General features: G+C 70.2%; 23 protein-coding genes. 11 read left to right on the top strand and 12 right to left on the bottom strand.

Annotation, left to right across the window (positions count from 1 at the left end):
- Window positions 1-47 precede the first annotated feature (47 nt).
- On the bottom strand, window positions 48-1,289 hold the full coding sequence (locus QSK37_RS10675) for a GAF domain-containing sensor histidine kinase (protein ID WP_285619444.1): 1,242 nt from the start codon (window positions 1,287-1,289) through the stop codon (window positions 48-50).
- A gap of 354 nt (window positions 1,290-1,643) precedes the next feature.
- Here QSK37_RS10675 and QSK37_RS10670 point away from each other — a divergent pair, with 354 nt between their 5' ends.
- The 8 genes from QSK37_RS10670 (at window position 1,644) to QSK37_RS10635 (ending at window position 10,610) form a co-directional block, all read left to right on the top strand.
- Window positions 1,644-2,093, top strand: coding sequence for a DUF1931 family protein (locus QSK37_RS10670; RefSeq protein WP_285619441.1), 450 nt, complete (start codon window positions 1,644-1,646; stop codon window positions 2,091-2,093).
- A gap of 225 nt (window positions 2,094-2,318) precedes the next feature.
- A complete protein-coding gene (dnaK, locus tag QSK37_RS10665; RefSeq protein WP_285619439.1) occupies window positions 2,319-4,253 on the top strand; it encodes a molecular chaperone DnaK in 1,935 nt (644 codons plus the stop codon).
- Window positions 4,246-4,734, top strand: a complete 489-nt coding sequence (locus tag QSK37_RS10660) for a nucleotide exchange factor GrpE (RefSeq protein ID WP_285619437.1) — start codon at window positions 4,246-4,248, stop codon at window positions 4,732-4,734. Before dnaK ends, QSK37_RS10660 begins: the two co-directional genes overlap by 8 nt.
- The gene (locus QSK37_RS10655) at window positions 4,718-5,701 is read left to right on the top strand and encodes a DnaJ C-terminal domain-containing protein (protein ID WP_285619435.1); all 984 of its coding nucleotides are present in this window, start codon (window positions 4,718-4,720) and stop codon (window positions 5,699-5,701) included. Before QSK37_RS10660 ends, QSK37_RS10655 begins: the two co-directional genes overlap by 17 nt.
- Window positions 5,701-6,024: a chaperone modulator CbpM gene (locus QSK37_RS10650; protein ID WP_285619434.1), complete on the top strand. Its 324-nt coding sequence runs from the start codon at window positions 5,701-5,703 to the stop codon at window positions 6,022-6,024. Before QSK37_RS10655 ends, QSK37_RS10650 begins: the two co-directional genes overlap by 1 nt.
- Entirely contained in the window at window positions 6,015-8,600 is a 2,586-nt protein-coding gene (clpB, locus tag QSK37_RS10645) for an ATP-dependent chaperone ClpB (RefSeq protein WP_285619430.1), read from the top strand. The genes QSK37_RS10650 and clpB overlap by 10 nt, the downstream gene beginning before the upstream one ends.
- 11 nt (window positions 8,601-8,611) lie before the next feature.
- Window positions 8,612-9,037 (top strand): thioredoxin, encoded by a 426-nt coding sequence (gene trxA / locus QSK37_RS10640; protein ID WP_285619428.1) that lies wholly within the window; start codon window positions 8,612-8,614, stop codon window positions 9,035-9,037.
- Window positions 9,021-10,610, top strand: a complete 1,590-nt coding sequence (locus QSK37_RS10635; RefSeq protein WP_285619426.1) for an FAD-dependent oxidoreductase — start codon at window positions 9,021-9,023, stop codon at window positions 10,608-10,610. Before trxA ends, QSK37_RS10635 begins: the two co-directional genes overlap by 17 nt.
- Window positions 10,611-10,703: 93 nt before the next feature.
- On the opposite strand, the gene QSK37_RS10630 is transcribed toward QSK37_RS10635, so the two are convergent.
- The 3 genes from QSK37_RS10630 to QSK37_RS10620 form a co-directional block, all read right to left on the bottom strand.
- The gene (locus QSK37_RS10630; RefSeq protein WP_285619423.1) at window positions 10,704-11,063 is read right to left on the bottom strand and encodes a DUF5335 family protein; all 360 of its coding nucleotides are present in this window, start codon (window positions 11,061-11,063) and stop codon (window positions 10,704-10,706) included.
- Between the two features lie 20 nt (window positions 11,064-11,083).
- On the bottom strand, window positions 11,084-11,569 hold the full coding sequence (locus QSK37_RS10625) for a YflT domain-containing protein (RefSeq protein WP_285619421.1): 486 nt from the start codon (window positions 11,567-11,569) through the stop codon (window positions 11,084-11,086).
- Between the two features lie 100 nt (window positions 11,570-11,669).
- Window positions 11,670-11,846 carry a hypothetical protein gene (locus tag QSK37_RS10620; RefSeq protein WP_285619419.1) on the bottom strand — a complete coding sequence of 59 codons (177 nt, stop codon included), beginning with the start codon at window positions 11,844-11,846 and terminating at the stop codon, window positions 11,670-11,672.
- Between the two features lie 585 nt (window positions 11,847-12,431).
- Between QSK37_RS10620 and QSK37_RS10615 the strand changes: the two genes are divergently transcribed.
- On the top strand, window positions 12,432-13,337 hold the full coding sequence (locus tag QSK37_RS10615) for a glucose-6-phosphate dehydrogenase assembly protein OpcA (RefSeq protein WP_285619418.1): 906 nt from the start codon (window positions 12,432-12,434) through the stop codon (window positions 13,335-13,337).
- A gap of 35 nt (window positions 13,338-13,372) precedes the next feature.
- On the top strand, window positions 13,373-13,708 hold the full coding sequence (locus QSK37_RS10610) for a hypothetical protein (protein WP_285619417.1): 336 nt from the start codon (window positions 13,373-13,375) through the stop codon (window positions 13,706-13,708).
- A gap of 235 nt (window positions 13,709-13,943) precedes the next feature.
- On the opposite strand, the gene QSK37_RS10605 is transcribed toward QSK37_RS10610, so the two are convergent.
- Together QSK37_RS10605 and QSK37_RS10600 are read right to left on the bottom strand one after the other, a co-directional pair.
- The gene (locus tag QSK37_RS10605) at window positions 13,944-14,309 is read right to left on the bottom strand and encodes a hypothetical protein (protein WP_285619415.1); all 366 of its coding nucleotides are present in this window, start codon (window positions 14,307-14,309) and stop codon (window positions 13,944-13,946) included.
- A gap of 147 nt (window positions 14,310-14,456) precedes the next feature.
- On the bottom strand, window positions 14,457-14,819 hold the full coding sequence (locus tag QSK37_RS10600; RefSeq protein WP_285619414.1) for a Gfo/Idh/MocA family oxidoreductase: 363 nt from the start codon (window positions 14,817-14,819) through the stop codon (window positions 14,457-14,459).
- 279 nt (window positions 14,820-15,098) lie between these two features.
- Here QSK37_RS10600 and QSK37_RS10595 point away from each other — a divergent pair, with 279 nt between their 5' ends.
- Window positions 15,099-17,243: an FUSC family protein gene (locus QSK37_RS10595; RefSeq protein ID WP_285619412.1), complete on the top strand. Its 2,145-nt coding sequence runs from the start codon at window positions 15,099-15,101 to the stop codon at window positions 17,241-17,243.
- A gap of 244 nt (window positions 17,244-17,487) precedes the next feature.
- On the opposite strand, the gene QSK37_RS10590 is transcribed toward QSK37_RS10595, so the two are convergent.
- The 6 genes from QSK37_RS10590 to QSK37_RS10565 form a co-directional block, all read right to left on the bottom strand.
- Entirely contained in the window at window positions 17,488-18,066 is a 579-nt protein-coding gene (locus tag QSK37_RS10590; RefSeq protein ID WP_285619410.1) for a DsbA family protein, read from the bottom strand.
- A gap of 179 nt (window positions 18,067-18,245) precedes the next feature.
- Window positions 18,246-18,734 carry a PNPOx family protein gene (locus QSK37_RS10585; protein ID WP_285619409.1) on the bottom strand — a complete coding sequence of 163 codons (489 nt, stop codon included), beginning with the start codon at window positions 18,732-18,734 and terminating at the stop codon, window positions 18,246-18,248.
- Between the two features lie 77 nt (window positions 18,735-18,811).
- Entirely contained in the window at window positions 18,812-19,060 is a 249-nt protein-coding gene (locus QSK37_RS10580; RefSeq protein WP_285619404.1) for a non-oxidative hydroxyarylic acid decarboxylases subunit D, read from the bottom strand.
- The gene (locus QSK37_RS10575) at window positions 19,057-20,478 is read right to left on the bottom strand and encodes a non-oxidative hydroxyarylic acid decarboxylases subunit C (RefSeq protein WP_285619403.1); all 1,422 of its coding nucleotides are present in this window, start codon (window positions 20,476-20,478) and stop codon (window positions 19,057-19,059) included. Before QSK37_RS10575 ends, QSK37_RS10580 begins: the two co-directional genes overlap by 4 nt.
- A gap of 93 nt (window positions 20,479-20,571) precedes the next feature.
- Window positions 20,572-21,234 carry a UbiX family flavin prenyltransferase gene (locus QSK37_RS10570; RefSeq protein ID WP_285619400.1) on the bottom strand — a complete coding sequence of 221 codons (663 nt, stop codon included), beginning with the start codon at window positions 21,232-21,234 and terminating at the stop codon, window positions 20,572-20,574.
- A gap of 120 nt (window positions 21,235-21,354) precedes the next feature.
- Window positions 21,355-21,990 carry a UbiX family flavin prenyltransferase gene (locus tag QSK37_RS10565; RefSeq protein ID WP_285619398.1) on the bottom strand — a complete coding sequence of 212 codons (636 nt, stop codon included), beginning with the start codon at window positions 21,988-21,990 and terminating at the stop codon, window positions 21,355-21,357.
- Window positions 21,991-22,175 lie beyond the last annotated feature (185 nt).

The raw sequence follows: 22,175 nt of genomic DNA, 5'->3' as shown, positions 1-22,175 counted from the left end.
GGAGGTCTGATCGGTGCTCGCACCGGCGTGGCGGGCGGCCGCGAGCCTCAGTCGTGCAGCGGGATCTTGAGCAGCAGCGACGTGCCCTCGCCCAGGGGGCTCTCGAGCTGCAACGTGCCGCCGAGGGCCTCGGTCCGGTCTCTCAGGCCGATGAGCCCTGATCCGCCGCCGAGCTCGACGCCGCCGATTCCGTCATCGTGGACCGAGACGCGCACCGCTCCGCTGTCTATGGACAGGTCGACGCGAACCCTGTTCGCCTGCGCGTGTCTGAGCGCGTTGGTCAATGCTTCGGACACGATGTAGTAGACCGCCACCTCGACGGGCTCGGGCAGGCGTTCGTCGATGCTCACGTTGAGCTCGACCGGCATCGCGAATCGGCGCACCAGCGACTTGAGGGCGGGCCGCAGCCCACCACGCGAGAGCGAGGCCGGATGGAGCCCGCGCGAGATCTCGCGCAGGTCCTCCAGCACGTCCGTCAAACCCTGAGCGGTCCGGGCCAGCTGGTTCCGGAGCACGGCCTGCCCGGGTTCGAGGCACGCCTCCGCCGCGCGTAGCTGAAGGCCGAGTGAGATAAGCCGCTGCTGCACCCCGTCGTGAAGATTGCGTTCGATGCGGCGGCGGGTCGCGTCGGAGGCGGCGATGACGCGGGCACGGGAGGCATGCAGCTCGGTACCGGTCTCGGCGCTGTCGATGGCGGCGCTGGCGAACACGCCGAGCTCGAGGATGCGTGCCTCCGTGTCCTCGGGCTGCGCTTCGGTGCTGAGAGAGGCGATCATCCCCCAAACCCGTCCCTTGACCATGACGGGGCAAGCGACGACGGACCTGATACCACGCTCGCGCGCCCATTCGCCCATCTCGGTCTCGGCGTGGAGGTAGTCGGCGATGCGCGCCGGCTTGCCGGTCCGTGCCACGATCTCGGTCACGGAGCCGTTCTGGATCGGCCAGTGTCCGGCCAGGGGCGGCATGACGTCGGGGCTCCCCGGCCTGCCCCAGTGGCCGACCGATGTCGTGGTGTCGTCCGGCCCGTAGCGGTTGATGACCACGTAGTCGGTCCCGAGAAGCTCGCCGATCTCGCGGGACACCGCGCCGAAGATCTTCTCCGGCGGTACTGCCTGGGCGGCCAGCACCGCCATCCGGCGGAGCGCCACCTGCTCGTCCGCGAGACTCCTGACCTGGATCTGGCAGAGCTCCAGCTTCGCCAGCAGAGACTCGAAGGCGCCTTCGCAGTCGGCCTCGCCCAGAGGGCCGTCGGGTTCGTCGGATTCAGGGTCCCGTTCCGCGGTCGTCACGCATCGGCGGAGGGGCGCGAGGATGGCGCGGACGGCCCGGGCGAACCTGTGGTCAGCGGTCTGTGCGCGAGGGCGCCGGACTTTCATCGGGGCGTCACCGCTGGATACCGGTCATCGATCCGCATAATGGCAGCGTACGACGCTGGGTGAAACCGATGCGCCTAGCAGTTGGCTGGGGCGCGGGGGCCCGAATCCGCGCGTCGACGTCGACTTGCGGTCACGCGGCTTGGTCGTCGGTCACTGGAAGCACTGGGACCGAGACGCGCCTGGACGCCGCCGCGGCTGATACCCCGTCCGATCGTGGGATGCCGCGAACCCGTCCCGAGTCAAGGCTGGGGGCAGGAGGTGATACCCATGCCCCCGACCGGCATCCCGCAGTTTCAGCGCCTGTTCCGTGCGGCCGCGAGCCTGGACATCGACAAGGACGACCTCAAGCGCTACGACGACTTCGTCGACGGCAAGATCTACGACCTGATCCTCATCGGTCAGGCACACGCGAAGGCCAACGCCCGCGACATCATTCAGCCGCACGATCTACCCGTGACCAAGGGCTTGCAGGAGAGCATCCATGAGTTCCGCAAGCTCGAGGAGGAGATCGAGCTCGCGTCGCTCCTCGAGCGGCTCGCCAAGCATCCGCCGTTCGAGCTGATGGTCGCGGACGAGACCGAGGCCGGCCTGCCACAGATCGCCGGAGGGCTGAGTGTCGCGCTCGCCCGTGCGTTCAAACTGATCGATCCGAAGCTGAAGAACCCGCAAACCGAGCATTGGGAACGCGTCGCCCGCGTGTTCGACCTCCTGCTGTAGGCCGGCACGAGGCCACCCGGCGCCGGCCGCACTACACGATCGGGGATGTCACACCGCGCCATGGCCGGGCAACAGAACCGCCATGTCTACCCAGGCTGAGGATGCGACCGGCCCCACGATGGGCGAGCGTCGAGATGTAGGCGTATCGACACAGGACCTCGGGCATCTGAGCCGGTCAGGTTCCCTCCGAAGTCGAGGCTCCGCCGGACCGGCCGGGAGGATGGCATGGCTAAGGCAGTCGGAATAGATCTCGGCACCACGAACTCCGTCATCGCCACGACGGAGGACGGCCACCCCACCGTGGTCCCGAACAGCGAGGGGTCGCGTACGACGCCGTCTGTGGTGGCCTTCACCGAACAGGGCGAGCGCCTGGTGGGGCAGCTCGCGCGCCGGCAGGCGATCCTCAACCCCAAAGGCACCATCTACTCGGCCAAGCGGTTCATCGGCCGCCGGTACGACGAGGTGGCCAGCGAGATCAACGCCGTATCGTTCGACGTGGTGGCCGGCCCGGACGGGGCCGTCCGTTTCGATGTGCGGGGCAAGCTGTACGCACCGGAGGAGATCTCCGCGCTGGTGCTGCGCAAGCTCGCCGACGACGCCGGCAAGTTCCTCGGCGAGAGGGTGACCGAGGCGGTCATCACGGTCCCCGCCTACTTCAACGACGCGCAGCGCCAGGCCACGAGGGACGCAGGGAAGATCGCCGGCCTCGAGGTGCTGCGGATCATCAATGAGCCGACCGCGGCGGCGCTGGCCTACGGGCTGGACAAGGGCGCGAATGAGACGGTCCTCATCTTCGACCTCGGCGGCGGCACGTTCGACGTGAGCCTGCTCAGCATCGGCGAGGGGGTCGTGGAGGTCCTCGCGACGGCCGGTGACGGGCACCTCGGCGGCGACGATTTCGACCGCCGGATCGTCGACCACATCGCCGATGAGTTCCAGCGGGACAACGGCATCGACCTGCGCAATGATCCGCAGGCGTTGCAGCGCCTGTTCGAGGCGGCGGAGAAGGCCAAGGTCGAGCTGTCCTCGGTTACCCAGACGACGATCAACCTCCCTTTCATCACCGCGGACGCGACCGGCCCCAAGCATCTGAACACCACGCTGATGCGCTCGACGTTCGAGCAGATCACGGGTGACCTGATCGAACGCACCGTCGGCCCGGTGGAGACGGTCATGGCCGATGCCAAGGTCACCGCGAACGACATCGACGAGGTGATCCTCGTCGGTGGGTCCACACGCATCCCGGCTGTGCAGGCTCTGGTGCGGCGCCTGACCGGCGGCAAGGACCCGAACATGACGGTCAACCCGGACGAGGTCGTCGCGCTGGGCGCCGCGGCCCAGGCCGGCGTCATCAAGGGCGAGGTGGAGGACGTCGTCCTGCTCGACGTCACCCCGCTGTCGCTGGGCCTGGAGACGCTCGGCGGTGTCATGACCAAGATCATCGAGCGGAACACCACGATTCCCGCCCGGCGCACGGAGACCTTCAGCACCGCGGAAGACAACCAGACCGCTGTCGACGTGGTGGTCCTACAGGGCGAGCGCGAGCGGGCCGCCGACAACCGGGTCCTGGCACGGTTCCGGCTGGAGAACATTCGTCCGGCCCCGCGCGGCGTACCGCAGATCGAGGTCACCTTCGACATCGATGCCAATGGCATCCTCAACGTCTCCGCCCGCGACAAGGACACCGGCGCCGAGCAGAAGGTCACGATCAGCGAGACCACGAACCTCGACCAGTCCGAGATCGAGCGGATGGTCAAGGACGCCGAGCAGCACCGCTCCGAGGACGAGCGCCTGCGCGAGATGATCGACGCTCGCAACCAGCTCGACTCGATCGCGTACCAGGTCGAGAAGCGGCTGCAGGAGCTCGGCGAGAGCGTCCCCACGCACGAGAAGGCGCGTGCGGAGATGCTCGTCGGCGACGCCCGCCAGGCGATCAAGGAGGAGGCGCCGGTCGAGCGGCTCCGGAACCTGGCCGCCGAGCTGCAGCAGGTCTTCTACGGCCTCACCAGTGCCGCCGCCGGGGCGGGTCCGTCCGGGCCCGGCGGACCGGGCGGACCGGGCGCGCCGGGCGGACCGGGCGCCGGTGGGGGCCCCGAAAGCGGTCCCGGGGCCGGGGGCGACGAGGACGTGATCGATGCGGAGTTCACGACCGATGAGTGAGATGCGGCCGGAAGAAGAGGGCACGGGCTCGGCGACGAAGATCGCCGAGCTGGAGGACCGCTGGAAGCGTGCCCTCGCCGATCTCGACAACCACCGCAAGCGGGCCGCCCGCGACGCCGAGCGGCAGCGCTTCGCCGAACGGGCCCGTACCGTCGCGGAGTGGCTGCCCGTCGTGGACAACCTCGAACGGGCGATCGAGCACGGCGGCGCCGACTGCGCGGTACTCCTCGAGGGAGTGCGGGCCGTACGCGACCAGGCGCTCGAGCTGCTCACCCGGCTCGGCTTCCCGCAGCAGGACGATGTGGGGCGGACGTTCGACCCGACCCGGCATCAGGCGGTGGCCACCGTTCCCGATGCGGACGTGCCGGAGGGGACGGTCGTCCAGGTGACCCGCCCCGGGTACGGCTCGGGGGACGCCCAGTTGCGCCCGGCGCAGGTCGTGGTATCGAAGGGACCACAGGCCGATGGCCCCGGCTCGTGACTTCTACGAGGTCCTCGGGGTGCCGAGGACGGCGAGCCAGGATGAGATCCAGCGGGCGTACCGCAAACTGGCCCGCAAGTACCACCCCGACGTCAACAAGGCCCCGGAAGCGGAGGACCGCTTCAAGGAGGCGTCCGAGGCGTACGCCGTTCTGTCCGACCCGGAGCAGCGCAAACGCTATGACGCGTTCGGCGAGGACTTTCGCCGGGTGCCGCCGGACGTCGACCCGGAGACCTGGGCCCGGGCCCGCGCCGGCGCCGGCGCCGGCGCCGGCGGGCGGGCGGGTGCCGGGGCCGGAGGGTTCGGCGGTTTCGGAGGCGGCTTCGGCGCCCGCGGGGCCGAGGAGGTGGACCTGGAGGACCTGCTCGGCGGCATCTTCGGCGGGCGCGCGGGGGCGAGGCGCCGCCAAGGCGGCTTCGGATGGGGCACGATCCAGGGGGCCGACCAGGAGGCCGAGCTGGAGCTGTCCGTGGAGGAGGCGTACCGCGGCGGGCACCGCAGGATCACGCTCACCGGGCCCGGCGGCCCGCACACCATCGACGTGGACATTCCTCCCGGCGTCACCGACGGCCAGCGCATCCGGCTCGGCGGGCAGGGCGGTCACGGCTCGGACGGCGGGCAGCGGGGTGACCTCTACCTCGTCGTCCGGATCATGCCGCATCCGCGGTACCGCGTCGACGGCCGCGACATCACCGTACGGCTGCCGCTCACTCCCTGGGAGGCCGCGCTCGGCACCACCGCTCCCGTCGACACGCCGGGTGGCGAGGCGAAGGTCAAGGTGCCGGGCGGCACGTCGTGCGGCCGGCGGTTGCGGCTGCGCGGACGCGGGCTGCCCAATCCGCGAGGCCGGCCGGGCGACCTGTTCGCCGAGGTGCAGATCATGGTGCCGCACCAGCTGAGCCCCGAGGAGAGACGGTTGTTCCAGGAACTCGCCGCCACGTCCTCCTTCGATCCGAGGAGGCGTTGATGAGATACGCGCTGGTGCGGCCGGCCCGTCCCGTGCGGCTCGACCTCGAGACGTTCGCCCGCGACGCGTGCGTCCATCCAGAGCTGGTCCGCCGTCTGGTCACCCTGGGCGTTCTCGACGCCGAACGGGACGCCTCCGGCGCGCTGTGGTTCACCCGCGACCAGCTCGCGGCCCTCGCACGCGTCCAGCGGCTCCACGCCGGCTTCTCGCTGAACTACGCCGCGCTCGGCCTCGTATGCGACCTACTCGACCGCATCGCCGCTCTCGAGGCGGCGCAGAGACGACGCGCCCACATACGCTCCGGAGGCCGACCATGGACCTGAACCGACTGACCGAGAAATCCCAGGAAGCCCTGCATGACGCGCAGACCAAGGCCCTGCGCTTCGGGCACACCGAGGTGGACGCCGAGCACCTCCTGCTGGCCCTGCTCGACCAGCCGGACGGCCTTGCCCCCCGGCTGCTCGCGGGGGCCGGCGTGGACACCGACCTGCTGCAGAAGGAGGTCGAATCGCAGCTCGGCAGACGTCCTCGGGTCAGCGGCCCGGGCGCCGCGCCCGGCCAGGTCTACGTCACGCAGCGGCTCTCCCGGCTGTTCGACACGGCCGAGCGCGAGGCGAAACGGCTGAAGGACGAGTACGTCTCGGTCGAGCACCTCGTCCTGGCTCTCATCGAGGACGGGTTGATCAAGGGGGTCACCCGTGACCGGTTCCTCGAGGAGCTGACGAAGGTCCGCGGCAACCAGCGGGTTACCTCGTCGATGCCGGAGGCCGCCTACGAGGCCCTGGAGAAGTACGGCCGCGACCTGGTCGCCGAGGCCCGTACCGGAAAGCTCGACCCGGTCATCGGCCGGGACACCGAGATTCGCCGCGTCATCCAGATCCTGTCCCGCAAGACGAAGAACAACCCGGTGCTCGTCGGCGACCCGGGCGTCGGCAAGACCGCGATCGTGGAAGGCCTCGCCCAGCGCATCGACCAGGGCGACGTGCCGGAAGGGTTGCGGGACAAGACCGTCTGGGCTCTCGACATGGGTTCGCTCGTCGCGGGCGCGAAGTACCGCGGCGAATTCGAGGAACGCCTCAAGGCGGTGCTCAACGAGGTCAAGGCGGCCGAGGGCCGCATCCTGCTGTTCGTCGACGAGCTGCACAACGTCGTCGGCGCCGGCGCGGCCGAGGGCGCGATGGACGCCGGCAACATGCTCAAGCCCATGCTCGCCCGCGGCGAGCTGCACATGATCGGCGCCACCACGCTGCAGGAGTACCGCAAGCACATTGAGAAGGACGCCGCCCTCGAACGCCGCTTCCAGCCGGTGATGGTCGACGAGCCGTCGGTCGAGGACGCCATCTCCATCCTCCGTGGACTGCGCGAACGCCTGGAGGTCTTCCACGGGGTGAAGATCCAGGACTCTGCGATCGTCGCCGCGGTGACGCTCAGCCACCGCTACATCTCCGACCGGTTCCTGCCGGACAAGGCCATCGACCTGGTCGACGAGGCGTGCGCGAAGCTGCGTACGGAGATCGACTCGATGCCCGCCGAGCTCGACGAGCTCACGCGGCGGGTGATGCGCCTGGAGATCGAGGAGGCGGCGCTGTCCAAGGAGGAGGACCCGGCCAGCCGGGCGCGGCTGGATGACCTGCGCAAGGAGCTGGCCGACCTGCGGGCCGAGGCCGACGCCATGCGGGCCCAGTGGGAGGCCGAACGGCAGGCGCTTCGCAAGGTGCAGGACCTGCGCCAGGAGATCGAACGCGTCCGCCGGGAGGCCGACCAGGCCGAACGGAACTACGATCTGAACCGTGCCGCCGAGCTGCGCCACGGCCTGCTGCCGGAGCTGCAGCGCAGGCTGGAGGCCGAGGAACGGCGGCTGTCCGACAAGCAGGGCGGCCGGCGCCTGCTGCGCGAGGTCGTGACCGAGGACGAGATCGCCGAGATCGTGGCTCGCTGGACCGGCATCCCGGTGAGCCGCCTCAAAGAGGGCGAGCGCGAGAAGCTGCTCCGGCTCGACGAGGTGCTGCACCAGCGCGTCGTCGGTCAGGACGAGGCCGTGCGGCTGGTCACCGACGCCATCATCCGGGCCCGGGCCGGGATCAAGGATCCACGCCGCCCGATCGGCTCGTTCATCTTCCTCGGCCCGACCGGCGTCGGCAAGACGGAGCTGGCCAAGGCACTGGCCGCGGCGCTGTTCGACACCGAGGACAACATGATCCGGCTGGACATGAGCGAATACCAGGAGCGGCACACCGTCAGCCGCCTGGTCGGCGCCCCGCCCGGTTACGTCGGCTACGAGGAGGGCGGCCAGCTCACCGAGGCCGTGCGGCGCAAGCCGTACTCCGTCGTGCTGCTCGACGAGATCGAGAAGGCCCACACCGACGTCTTCAACACGCTGCTGCAGGTGCTCGACGACGGCCGGCTCACCGACGCGCAGGGCCGCACCGTCGACTTCCGCAACACCGTGTTGATCATGACGTCCAACATCGGCTCGGACTACCTGCTGGTCGGCGTCACGTCCGACGGCGAGCTCAAGCCCGACGCGCGCGAGGCCGTCATGGACGCTCTGCGCTCGCACTTCCGGCCCGAGTTCCTCAACCGGGTCGACGACACCGTGCTGTTCAAACCGTTGACGCAGCGCGAGATCGAACAGATCGTCGATCTGATGTTCAACGACCTGCGGGCTCGCCTCGCCGACCGCCGGATGACGCTGGACGTCACACCCGAGGCGTGCGCCTTCATCGCCCGACAGGGCTTCGACCCGGTGTACGGTGCCCGGCCGCTGCGCCGGTTCATCGCCCACGAGGTCGAGACCCGCATCGGCCGCGCACTGCTGTCCGGGGAGATCCTCGACGGCGCGGTCATCCGCGTGGACCTGGAGGACGGCGAGCTCAAGGTCTCCTACGAGAACCCGTGAGGGGGGCATCGATGACCGTCCAATGCCCGCACTGCGGCAAGCGCAACCGCGTGCCGGCGGTGGCCGACGGTACGCCGCGGTGCGGAAACTGCCACCGGCCGCTTCCATGGATCGCCGACGCCGGCGACGACGACTTCGCCGACGTCGCCGAGCGTGCCTCCGTGCCGGTCGTGGTCGACCTGTGGGCGACCTGGTGCGGTCCATGCCGCATGGTCAGCCCGGCGCTCGAACAGCTCGCCCGCGAGATGGCCGGCCGGCTCAAGCTCGTGAAGGTCGACGTCGACCGGGCGCCGAAGGTCCAGGAACGGTTCGCCGTCCAGGCCGTGCCGACCCTGCTCCTCATGCGGGACGGCAAGGTGATCGATCGGCAGGCCGGAGCCGCGCCCGCTCCGGTCCTGCGCGCATGGGTGGAGAAGAACATTGCAAGAGACACCTGACGTGCACGGCGCGTGGCCGCGGCTGGACCCCGAGCAGATCCAGCGCCTGTCCGCGCACGGTGAGCGGATCCCGACCCGGCAGGGCGACGTTCTGTTCCGGCAGGGGGAGCCGGACTACGACTTCTTCGTGGTTGTGGACGGCTCGGTCGCGATGGTCGACGCCGACGAGGTCATCCGTGTGCACGGCCCTGGCCGGTTCCTCGGCGAGCTCGGTTTGCTCACCGGGCAGGCTGCGCTCGTCGGCGCCGTGGTCGACGAGCCGGGCGCGGTCCTGCGGATCCCGGTGGATCGCCTGCGCCTGCTGATCGCCCGGGACCCCACGCTCGGGGACCTCGTCCTGCGCGCCTACTTCATCCGGCGTTCGCTGCTGATCGAGCTCGGCGCCGGGTTGCGGATCATCGGCTCCCGGTTCTCACCCGACACCCGGCGGCTGCGGGACTTCGCGGCGCGCAACCGGCTTCCGCATCGGTGGATCGACCTGGAACAGGACACACAGGCCGAGCAGGCGCTGCGGCGGCTGCACGTCCGGCCCGAGGACACCCCGATGGTGATCCTCAACGGCGACCGGATCCTGCGCAACCCGAGCAACGCCGAGCTGGCTCGCGCGATCGGCCTGCCGACACCGGCCGCCCACGGCGACGTCGCCGACCTTGTGATCGTCGGTGCCGGGCCCGCCGGGCTGGCCGCCGCCGTCTACGGCGCCTCCGAGGGCCTGAGCACGGTCGCCGTCGACGCGATCGCCATCGGCGGCCAGGCCGGCACGTCCTCCTGCATCGAGAACTACCTTGGGTTTCCCTCTGGCATCTCCGGTGCCGAGCTCGCCGAGCGCGCGGTCATCCAGGCCGAGAAGTTCGGCGCGCGGCTCGGCGTCCCGGCGAAGGCCACCGCGCTGGAGGTCGAGAACGCCGGCTACGGCATCGCCCTCGGCGACGGCGGCCGGATCAAAGCCCGCACGGTGGTGCTCGCCACCGGTGCCCGCTACCGGCGGCTCGACGTCCCTGGCCTCGAACGGTTCGAGGGCTGCGGCGTCTACTACGCCGCCACCGAGGTCGAGGCGCTGCAGTGTGTCCATGTGCCCGTCGCGGTCGTCGGCGGCGGCAACTCGGCCGGCCAGGCCGCCCTCTATCTCGCCAAGCGCGCGGAGCGGGTCAGGCTGGTGGTCCGGGACGGTGACCTGAGCAAGAACATGTCCCGCTACTTGATCGACCAGATCGAGCGCTCCCCGAACATCGAAGTCCACCTGCGCACCGAGGTACGCGAACTGGTCGGCGACGAGACGCTGGAGGCGGTCGTCGTCGAGGACGACCGCACCGGCGAACGGCGTGTCCACGAGGCCCGGAACCTGTTCATCTTCATCGGCGCCGACCCCTGTGTCGGCTGGCTGGCCGGCCAGGTGGAGCTGGACGCGAAAGGCTTCATCCGCACCGGTGACGACGCGCTGCCCCTGGAGACCAGCCTGCCGGGCGTGTTCGCGGTCGGCGACGTCAGGAGCGGGTCCATCAAGCGGGTCGCGTCGGCCGTGGGTGAAGGCGCGATGGCCGTACGCCTGGTCCACGAGCGTCTCAGCGGTTGATTCGGAGCGCCGCCCGGAGCGTAGCGTATGGTCTCCACGGCCCGCCGGGGCCGGCGGCACCAGACGGTCGCCGCACGGCGTCCACCAGTGTGCTCAGGAAGGCAGGGCGGGTTTCGGACGCAGGCGCAGCAGAGTCGTGGTCCCGTCGTCGCCGACGATCCGGACGTCGGTCTCGGCCGGTTCGGGGACCGTCAAGTCGATCTCCGTGGGATGGTCGATCATGTGACGGAGTAGAACCGGGAATCGTGCCGAGTTCCCCCCGACTCCGATGACGACCACATCGTCGCGGGGATCGTAGGAGGCGTACGCGAACGGCAGCCGCTCGGTCTCGAACTGGTCGCCGAAGTCGGCATCGAGCAGTTCGATGGCGGCGCTTTGACCGGCGTGATCCGCGCTCAGCGTGTCGAAGAACTCCGTCCACTTGCCGTGGTCGACCGTTGTGGCCTGGCTCATCTCGATCTCCTCCCGAAGGGTCACAGCGGCCGGCTCGCGCTGTCGGCCGGGGCCACCCGGGCCGCGGCCAGCACGCGTCGCGCCTCCTCGGCGAACGGTGCGTCGACCAGCACCTGGTAACGGTCGGCGACGACAGCGGGCACCGCGACGAACGACCGCCGCCGCCACATGTATGCGACCACCGCCCAGATGAGGCCGAACACGATGCCCATCACGACGGCGGAGATCACCGCTGCCGCCGCCCACGGACTGACGATCAGGAACACGAACCCGACCAGAAGCCCGATCCAGCCACCGGTGACCGCTCCGGAGGCCAAGGTCCGGCCCAGGGTGAGGCGGCCGAGTACGGCCTCCTGCAGCCTGAGGCCCGTGCCCACGATCTCCACGTGTTCCACCGGGAACTTCTTCTCGGCCAGAACGTCCACGATGTGCTGGGCCGCCTCGTGGCTACCGTACGTACCCAGCACTGCCTTGTGCGGGCCTTCCTCGGCCCTGCCGGTTGACATGTGCCGTCGACCTCCTCTCGGATGATGCCGTGATGCCTGGTCGAATGCGGCACTGCGCGCGCCGACGGGATGGCTCCCACCCGGTCCCGCGTCTACGCCGTCACGCCTCCCTGCCGTCTCGGACCGCCGTCGCCACACCGTCCAGCGCCGACGCGATCGCGAGTGTGGCCTCGACCTGAGCGGCAATGAGCTTCTCGTGACTCATCCTGGGATCCAAGGTGAGCGCCTCCGTGATGAAGAGACGGGCGGCGCTCGTGTGGTCCTCAACGGTTTCCATGCTCTGAACGCTACGTACTGCGGCCTCGGGCGACATCCCCTAATCGGCCAGACCGTCCCAGATGGGTCCTGGGTCACCGGCCGAATCGGCGGTCCCGTCCTTGATCACTTGCCCGCCTTCACGACGAGCGGGATCAGCTCCACCCGCGAGGTCACCTAGAGCGGCCCATCGTGGGGCCGGTCGCATCCTCAGCCTGGGTAGACATGGCGGTTCTGTTGCCCGGCCATGGCGCGGGCGCGCGCAGTCCCCTGATCGGGCCGGGGCGTGGAAGAACGCGTTCCCAATGCCCGGTGTTCGGGGGAGTGGCCGACAAGCCTCCAGCCATACCGCCGTGCGGGTATCGGCAGACTGGGGCGCGTGCCGAGGCGATGACCGAGCACGCCTGCGAAAGGGCCTGCGGCGGGACCGGGCACCTGTCCTGACCGCGTGCCGGACCGCCCAGAGCGGCGGGCGCCATGCGGCGGAATCCGTGTGGAGAGCCGGGGCCGGGGGACGACCACTCGGCCCGGCTAGATTGGACACCACAAGCCAGGACATCGGGCTGTTCCCGGGCCGTGGCCGAAAGGCGCCGTGGCAGGATGGGAATTGTCCGGTGTCACGGCGCGAGTGGGGCCGTACGGAACCGCCGATCTGTTCGTCTTCCCCGTGGGCGGGATCCTGCGGCCGCGAGTCTCCACGCGCGGGGTGGAAATGATCATCGATCTGGTGGACACGACGACCCACAGCATCGAGGACGCGCTGACCGCGGCGCGTGACCGGGTGGGCGGTCCGGCCGTCGGCAACGTGCTCACCCTGGTGATCGTCACGACCGAGGCCGACCAGTACGACGCGCTGCGGGCATCGGCCGAGGCGTCGAGGGAGCATCCCAGCCGGGTCATCGCGGTCATCCCGCGCGGCAGCGACGAGGCGACCCGGATGGACGCGGAGATCCACGTGGCCGAGGCCGGGCCGGGCGAGATCGTGCTGTTGCGGTTGTACGGCCTGCTGGTGCGGCACGCCGAATCGGTGGTGTCGCCCCTGCTGGTGCCCGACGCTCCGCTCGTGACCTGGTGGCCCGGGTTCGCTCCGGAACGGCCCGGTGACGGGCCCCTGGGCCGCCCGGCCCAGCGGCGCGTCACCGACGCCGTCGGCAACGCCGACCCTCTCGGCGCCCTCGAGCGACTGGGCAAGGCGTACCTGCCCGGTGACACCGATCTGTCCTGGACACGCCTGACCCCGTGGCGTTCGCTGCCGGCCGCCGAGCTCGACCGGCCCCACGACGAGGTCACCGGCGCGGTGACCGAGGCGGAGCCGCGCAACCCCAGCGCCGTGCTGCTGGGCGGATGGCCGGCCGGCTCGGCGTGTCGTGCGAGCCGTCGTTCTCGCGCGGGCTGCACCGGCGCCGCGAGGCCGAACTGTTCGCCGAGGAACTGCGGCGCCTCGAACCGGATGACGTCTACCGAGAGGCCCTCCAGCGGTGGCCGCGGAGTGTCGTCGTGCGCGGTCCCCTGAGCATGATCTGAGATGAACTCGGAGGTGCGATGACCATGCTGGTCGATGTCGCGGTCGAGCGCTACAGGTTCGTGTGCGGGCGCTGTGGCCGTGCCTGGACCGCCGACTACGACGTGCAGTACGTGAGCGACGACGTCGGCGCGACATTCGCGTTCTACCGGCTGGACGGCGTGCCGGTGCCACCGCCTACCGGAGGCGAGGTGACCTGTCCGAACTGCGGTGCCATGGGGGTCGCCGTGATCCCCGAGGGGCGTCGCGACAGCTCGCCCGCGCGGCTGGACAGCGACGAGCCCCGCCTCCGCGTCACCACCACCGGCGAACAGCGCCGCGCGGCCGCCCCCCACCTGCCGGCCGTGGTGAGCCGGACTTAGGGGATCTGGCCCGGTGCCGGGGGCGGCCTGGCGGCGGGGTGGTCGCGGTCGGCGGGCCGGGCGTGGTCCACCGGTCATTCGACGTCCCGGATGGAGCATGCCCTCGCCGGGTGCCGAGGGAGAAGCCCGCGGTAACGGTGGGGAGGACCCCGGACAGGCCGAGCCGGTCGGCCGGGACGAACGCGAGGTACGGCGTCAGTAATGACCCGATGATCTGGCCGCCGGCATCTCCTGGTCAGTGGCCGGCGAGCAGATCGGTCTCCGCGGCGTCGAGCAGCCGCTGAAGGTGGAGACCGTGTCGCACGTCCAACGGGTGCGGCCTGCGGTGCCCGACCGCGTCCGCGAACTCCTCGACCATCGTCCCGACAGCCTCGCGCTCGGTCACGTCGCCGCAGTCGATCACGGCGGAGCCGCCCGGCCCGAAGATCTCGATCTCCGCGCGGGCGGGTTGGTCGGCCGGCGCGGTGGCCAGCAGCGAGGCCTCGCTGTACCGGCCGCCCTGGTGTTCCAGCAGCAGGCCCACCCAGCCGCGCGGATCGCCGTGCGCGCGGACGAGCGCCGTGTGGCCGAGGGCGGCGTCGAGAAGGTCTACCACGTCCACCCCCACGTCCATGAGCACGCCCCGCTCGGCCCGCCACGCCGGCGCGTCCGAGGCCGGCGTCGCGGAGATCAGGCGCGCGGTGCCGCCGATGGGCCGCGCCCGCTTGACCTGCGTGCCGAGGTAGGTCCGAACGGCGGGTGCGTAGCGCTACGTCAACGCCACCTGGGAGACCACGTCGTCGGCGACGGCCTCGGCCAGCTCCTCAGCCCCGGCCAGGTCGCCGGCGATCGGCCTGCTCAGCAGGAGGGCCACATGCCGTCCCGCCGCCGTCGCGGCGAGAGACGGCTGCGCGGCGGGCGGCACGGCGAACGCGACCGCGTCGCAATGGTCGAGCATTTCGGCGAAGCCGCCGAAGGAGGGGACCGAATATCGCGCGGCGAGGCTCCGCGCGGCTTCCGGCGACCTCGACCAGACGCCCGCGAACCGGATCGCGGGCGCGGACGCCAGCGAGGGCGCGTACAACTCGGCCGCCGAGCGGCCCGCGCCGGCCAGCCCCACCGACACCCTCATACACCCACCGTAATCACCGGCCACGTCGCGGAGGAGGCGGGAGGGCCTGTGCCCTTCACCCAGGCGGGAACTCGTCGGCGATATACGCGGGCCCGGCCTGAACGTAAGGGCTGATGTGACCGACCCTGGCCGGCCGAGCACTTTGGCCGGCTGGAGGCCTAATGGCCGCTTCATTCCCCGCCCCGGCCACGCGGGCCAAGCGCCTTAGCCGACCGCAGCGCCGGGCATCGTGGTGGGTAAGGGACGGAGACCGCCGCCACGTCGCCAGGGGAGCAGGCCGTGTCATCGCTGTTGTGGCTGCGTCGGGCGTTCGCCACGTTCGAGGGCGGCGCGGCGCCGGTCTACGGGCTGGTGACCGCGGCCGGCGTGTGTGTCCCGCTGGTGGCGGGCCTGATCACCGGGCGTGTCGCCGAGAGCCAGCTCGTCGCCCTGGGGGCCTTTTACGTCGGGGTCATCGCCCCGCAGGGGCGCCAGGGAGCCCGGGCCCGCTCGATGATCATCAGGGTGGCCGTCGTGACACTGTTCTCCTGGCTCGGCGGCCTGGTCAGCGGCCACGACTGGCTGATGGTTGTGGTCACATCCGCGGTCGCAGCGCTGGGCGCGGCCATTCCCGAGCTGGGACCGATGGCGGCGCTGTGCACGCTGGTTGCGGCGCTGCGACCGGCGACCAGCCCAGTGCTGTATGGCGGATTGCTGGAGACGCTGGGCGGTGTGTGGATCTGTGTGCTGCTGCTGGCACCGTGGGTCGCACAGAGGCTTCGGCCGCTGCGCGCCGGTGTCGTCGCCGCCGCATGTTCGGTCGCCGACATGCTCGACGGTCTGGCGGGCCCTGACCTGGACCCGGGCGAATGGTCCCGTCGGCGCGCAACCGCGTATTCGGACCTTCACTCCGCTCGGGTCGCCTACGGCCTCTACCGCTCGGGCGGCTTCGAGGAACAGCGGCGACCGGCTCGGATCATCGCGGCGATCCACCAGGTGATGGACGAGGCAGCCGTCCTGGGCGCGCTGCGCCTGGAAAGCCGACCGTATCCAACGGAGTGGCAGGCCGAATTCGGGGCCGCCCTCACCACCGTCGCCGTCCGGCTGCGCACGCTCGGCCTGGCGATCGAGACGGATACGGACGCGCCGCCCGACACTGTGACGGCGGGCTCGGTCCCGATGGGCCGGTCGGGCGAACACGACAGCCGGGGTATCAGCGGGAGGGCCGGCCTGCCCACCATCGCGCTGCGCTTCCACGCTGACCGGATCATCGGCCGGATGAACGCGTCGGCCGACACGGCGTTCCGGGCCCTGGCGCAAGAGCGGCGCATCGCCGGGCGACGACTGCCCGGGATCCGGGCCTGGTGGGGGCGGTGCGTCGAAGCGGTCAGGATCCGGTCACCCCGGTTCCGGCACGCCGCACGCCTGGGTACGGCGCTGGCGCTGACCATGAGTCTGGCTGTCGGACTGCACCTGTCTCACCCGCACTGGCTGATCCTCACCGTACTGTTCAGCCTGCGCGACTCGTACACCGGCACGGTACGGATGGTCCTGCAGCAGGCCGTCGGCACCACAGTCGGCGCCACAGCCGCCGCCGTTGCCCTGGCACTCATGCCTGGGCGGATCACCCTCCTCGCCTTGATCTTCATCAGTGGCGCACTCGGGTTCACGCTCAAACCGGTGAACACGGGTTATTGGATCATGTTCGGCACGCCGATGACCATGCTCCTCATCGACTTCACCGCGCCGCTGAACTGGCAGGCCGGGATCCTGCGCATCGTACTCAGTCTCGCGGGCGCCCTGCTCGCGCTGCTCTTCGCACAGCTATTGTTTCCGGCCGGGATCCAGCGGCGGACAGCCGAGCGGCTGGCTCGGCTGCTGCATACCCATGCCGCTCTCGCGCGTGCGGTCGCCGAACCGTCCAGGGGCCGCGAGGCCCGGATCCGCGGCGCGGACCGGAAGGCGGCGTCGGCCGCCGCCACGCTCGAAGCGGCCGGCACCAGGCTCAGGCGGAAGGCCGGGTCACCCGACGAACAGGTCTCGCGCATCGGCGAGACGGGCAGAGCCGCGCGGCGGCTACGAGATCGCCTGACGTCGCCGGCGTCCTTCGCCGCCGTCCCGGTCGGTCCCATCGCTACGGCCGCGCGTAAAGTCGCCGACCATCTTGACCAGGGCGCCGACGAGGTCCTCGCCTTTCCTGATCCGGGTCCTGATCCGGGCTCTGCAACGCCGCAGGCCGAAGTCGGCATCCGCGATCAGCGCCCACCGGCGCCACCCGGCCGTAGCCGGCCCGGACTCCGCGGCCACATCGCCCCCGATGCGACTTCGGCGGAGCCTGCGGGTGCTGCGGGCACGCGCGACATGGTGTCCGGGCTGATCGCTGACGCCGAGCGACTCAGGGAACTCAGCCACGCGACGGTGACCGGCCGGCCCGGCGGACGTTGACCGCGCGACGCATGGGTGGCTGCGCTCGCGTCGAGGGCGGCTCGCGAGGAACAGGGAGGCGGAGAACCGGGGAACTGGGCACCGGCCGGCGGATCTCACCCTTGCGGGGGAATCATGCCTGATTCCCGTCTCGGATCGGCGCTCGTTAGAGCGAGAAGGTGATCGGCGGCGTCCTCTCTCGACAGCCCCTTGGCGATCGGCCTCCGAAAACGCTGCCGCTCCTCACACCGATTGACCGGTGACGTCAGCCGGCGACGGTCGCCACGGCCGTCAGAATCGCCCGTGGGTTGGCCGGCACGGACATGCCGTCGACAGTGACCGTGGGTGTCGCGCCGACCCCGCGCCGACCGGCCATGAAGGTCACGTAGGCGGACCAGGCCAGGTACGCCCGGCCGAGCACGCATCGCGCGAACGATGGTTCGGCCAGTCCGACTGAGCGGCCGATCTCGACCAGCGTCTCGTCGGTGAGGCCCGGTCCGCCCTCCGGCGGTTGCCTGGCGAACAGCGCGCGGCCGTACTCCCTGAACCGGCCGCCGTCTGCCGCGCAGCCTGAGGAGGACGACGCACGGGACGAGTAGTGGTCGGTCGACAGACGATCCAGAAACGTCATCGGGTGGAAGACGATGGTGGTCAACCCCTCGGCGACCAGGCGGTCGAGCGTCGGTCCGGCCGTCTCTTCGAACTGCTTGCAGAACGGGCACAGGAAGTCGATGTAGGTGTCGATGGTGACCGGGCCGGCGCCGATGACGATGCCGTCTCCCTCCGCCGACGCCCCGGCCGGAACGCGCTCCGGCGCTGGCGCTTGTGGCATCCATGTGGTCATGCGATCCTCCCTATCGCGGCAGGACATGTGGCTTGACCTTGCAGGTCTTTCCATGCTACGTGGCCGGGTCCGGGGTGCTTCTCCGGTCCCGCGTTCACCCACGCCAAAGGGATGAGAGAGCCTGAACCTTAGGAGCCGCCGGGTGCCCGGCAGGCGCCTTCCGCGTCGGATGTCTGAGATCAGGTCGTGGATACCTCGGCGCTCGCGAGCAACGCACGTTGCCGGCGCCAGTCCGCGACCGCGGTGGCGTGGTCGGGCTGATCGGCGCGGAACGTGATGCCGCTGGTAACGGGCATTCCGGCGTGGACGTCCGCCTCGACGCTCTTCACGGTCAGTTCGAAGCACTCCAGGTTCGCCGTCTCCGGGACCGCCAGCGGGGCGGGTTCGGCCCGGACGTAGATTACGGACCCGGGGGAGATGGCGGCCAGGAGCGCGGTACCGCTGCGGCCGAGGTTGTGCGCGGTGCGCGAGCCGTGCCACAACGCGACCCGCAGGGTCCGCTCGTCGCATATGAGCAGCTCGCCGGCACTGACAACGCAGATCCGCGGCGCTCCGTTCTCGTCGGTGGTGACCAGCAGGAAGCCGGTCTGGTCCTCGTCGGTGAGCGCTTCGTCGTCCAGGGCGTGGACGAGTTCGTCCGGGAGCCGGTCGCCGAGCGTGTCAGCCATGCTGATCGGCCTTTCGTGTCGGGGACGCGCGTGCTTGTGAGGGGCACCCTGACCGGGGTGGGCGCGTCCGGCGGCGGTCAGCGGCGTCGCGGGGGGACGGTCGGGATCGCGGGGATGGACGGGATGTCCGCAGGGTCGATCTTGAACTCCGCGGGGTAGGCCAGCGGGTCCGTGGCGGAGCGGGGCTCGGTCGAGCGCCAGCTGTAGATGCAGGTGTCGCAGACGTACATGGTCCACCGGCCGGGTACGGGCGAGGTGGTCAGGACCCGGACGTTCTCAGCGTCGCAGCGCGGGCAGATGGTGTCGTTCACTGTGGTGTCGTTCACTTCAGGAGTCCCTTGATGATGTTCTCCCAGTCGGCGGTGCCCTCGGGGTTGCCGACCACCTGGGAGTAGTGACCGCGCTCTTCGGGCGCGACGGGAGTCGTGGCGTCCAGTACGACCTTGTGCGTGATGCCGGCCGGGTCGGAGCTGGGGTCCAGCGCGAGCACCGAGAGGTTCGGGATCGTGACGGTGTCGTGCAGGGGGTGGTAGTGCACCGAGAGGGCCCACATCACCTGCGCGAGGTTGAACGGGTCGACATCCTCGTCGACCAGGATGATCACTTTGCAGTAGGCCAGGCCGTGCGGGACGGTCATCGCCCGCATGCCGACCGCCTTGGCGAACCCGCCGAAGCGCTGCTTGACCGAGATGATGCCCAGCAGGCCCTGGGTGTACATGGCGTTGACCGCCGCCACTTCGGGGAACTCGGCCTTCAGCTGCCGGTACAGCAGCACGCTGGTGTTGAGCGCCAGGGTGTAGTCCATCTCGGTCCACGGCATGCCGAGGTAGAGGTGCTCGAAGATCGGGTTACGGCGGTGCATCACCCGGTGGATCTTGATCACCGGCTGCCGGCGGGCACCGGAGTAGTGGCCGGTGAACTCGCCGAACGGTCCCTCGATCTCCCGCTCACCGGCGATGATCTCGCCCTCGATGACGACCTCGGAGCCCCATGGCACGTCGAAGCCGGTCACCGGCGCCTTCGTGATGCGGTACGGGGCGCCCTGGATGGCGGCCGCCATCTCGTACTCGGACTGGTCGTAGGCCAGCGGCATGCCGGCCACCGTGGTGATCACCGGCTCGTTGCCGAGGGCAATGGCGACGGGCAGGTTCTCGCCCCGCTCCTCTGCCCGCTGGAGATGCAGTCCGATGTCGTGCGCCGCGAGGGGCTGGATGCCGAGCCGGTCCTTGTCCTTGACCTGGATCCGGTAGATGCCGACGTTCTGCTTGCCGAAGTTGTCCGGGTCGTCGGGGTCCCGGCTGATGACGGCGGCCTTGTCGATGTAGCAGCCGACGTCGTAGCTGTTGAGCCGGAACAGCGGCAGCAGTTGGAACAGGTCGATGCCCTCGGTGAGGGTCACCTCCTGCCACGGCGCGTCGTCACGCCGCTCGATCGGACCGGGGAAGGCGTCCCAGCGGCCGGCGAACTCGAAGAACTGGTCCTTGACCGTGGTGTTCTTGTCCAGGCCCAGCATGAGTGCGTGGTTGGGCCAGGACCCGACGGTGTTGAGGGCCACACGTCCCTTGCCGGGCTCGTAGCCGTTGATGTCATCGAACAGCAGGGCCGGACCGCGGTCGGTGAGGTTCGCGGTGGCGCGGGCCGCCGCTGCCAGGTCGGGCTCGGGGTTGACGGGGTCGGAGTAACGGAGCAGCTGACCGTCGCGGTCCAGTGTCGCGAGGAACTCCCGCAGATCGGCATAGGCCATGTTCGGATCTTCTTTCGAGTGGAGTGGCCCGGGAGAGCGAGGCTTCCCATCGGTCTTGGAGCCCGGGCCGGTGAGGCGGTGGAGCCGCGCCCATCAGGCCGTGGCGACCACGGTGTCGTCGATCGGCGCGTGGCCGGCGGCAGCGGTCGCTGTGCGCTGGTCGTAGGACGGAGCGGCGGCTCTTGGGCGCGCGCCCTCCCGCATTCCAGTCCAGCGGCGCGCCGTGGGCAGGTCCAGCTCGAACTGGTCGAGCGTGCGTCCGACGATGTGCTCGACGATGTCGCCGATGGTCGAAGGGTGGTTGTAGAACGCGGGCGCGGGGGGCAGCACCGTGGCGCCCATCTGGGAGAGCGCGAGGAGGTTCTCCAGGTGGATCGTTGACAGCGGGGTCTCGCGTGCCAGCAGCACCAGCCGGCGACGCTCCTTCAGCGTGACGTCCGCCGCACGGCCGATCAGGTCGTTGGCGTAGCCGGTACGGATGCCGGCGACCGTCTTCATGCTGCACGGCACGACCACCATGCCGTCCGTGCGGAACGAGCCACTGGAGATAGCCGCACCTTGGTCGTCCGGCGGATAGCTCACGCTCGCCAGGCTGGTCACTTCGCGCACGGTGTACGGAGTCTCCTCCGTGATGGTGGCCCGAGCCCAGCGGCTCACCACCAGATGGGTCTCCACGTCGAGCTCACGCAGGGCAGTCAGCAGGCGTACCCCGATGATCGCGCCGGTGGCCCCCGTCATGCCAACAACGAGTCGCACGGCAACCTTCCAGAACAGATCAGTCACACACAGTTAGAACGTGTACGTCCTAATACGGCTCACACGATACTCCGTGTACGTCCTAACGCAAGTCCGGGGTTCGGAAGGCCGCCTGGCCGGTTACGGTGCCCCGGTGTGCTCTCGCCGGGCCGGCGTGCTGGAGCCGTCCCACCGGTACCGGTCGGTGTGCCTCAGCCCCAGCAGCTGCAACACGCGCTCGACGAGTTCGTCCTGCAGCTCGCCCAGCGTCTGCGGAACGTTGTAATAGGTCGGGATCATCGGATACACGATGGCGCCGGCCTCGGTGACCGAGACCATGTTGCGCAGGTGGATCAGGTGCAGGGGCGTCTCCCGCAGGCAGAGCACGAGCCTGCGGCCTTCTTTCAGTGCCACGTCGGCCGCCCGCTCGATCAGGTCCAGCGCCAGGCCTTGGGCGATGCGGCCGAGCACTCCGGCCGCGCACGGCAGGATCACCATCGCGTCATACGGGTAGCTGCCGCTGGTCACGGGGCCTGCGAGGTCAGTCGGGTCCAGCATCCGTACCTTCGGCGATGTGCCCCCCAGCGCCTGCGCGACCGACTCCGGATCCTCCTGCGTACCGAACTCCAGCGCCGCCAGCTTGCGGCCGTTGGCTGACACCAGCAGGTCAACGTGCGTGACGCGGTCATCCTCCTGGAGTGCCGCCAGCAGCCGCTTGGCCGCGCCGGTGCCCCCGGCGCCGGTGACCGCCACCGTTATTCTCCGGTCTTCGGGCATGGTGTCCGCTCCTTCGCGAGCGCAGGCAGTCCCGGATATCCGAGGAGGTCGATCGCAAGACTTCCCGTGCGGAAGACAGCGAAAACCTTGCGCGTCGCGCCCGGTAGGGGATGCCCTGACCAGGGCGGATATGGTTGCGTCGGGACCAAATGCGCACACCGGAGCGCCGTGCGCACGACGCGTGC

The organism is Actinoallomurus iriomotensis (genome assembly GCF_030269445.1).
In the GTDB taxonomy this organism is placed as follows: Bacteria; Actinomycetota; Actinomycetes; order Streptosporangiales; family Streptosporangiaceae; genus Actinoallomurus; species Actinoallomurus iriomotensis.
The sequence above is the reverse complement of the archived record's forward strand: the minus strand, read 5'-3'. Positions and strand labels throughout refer to the sequence as shown.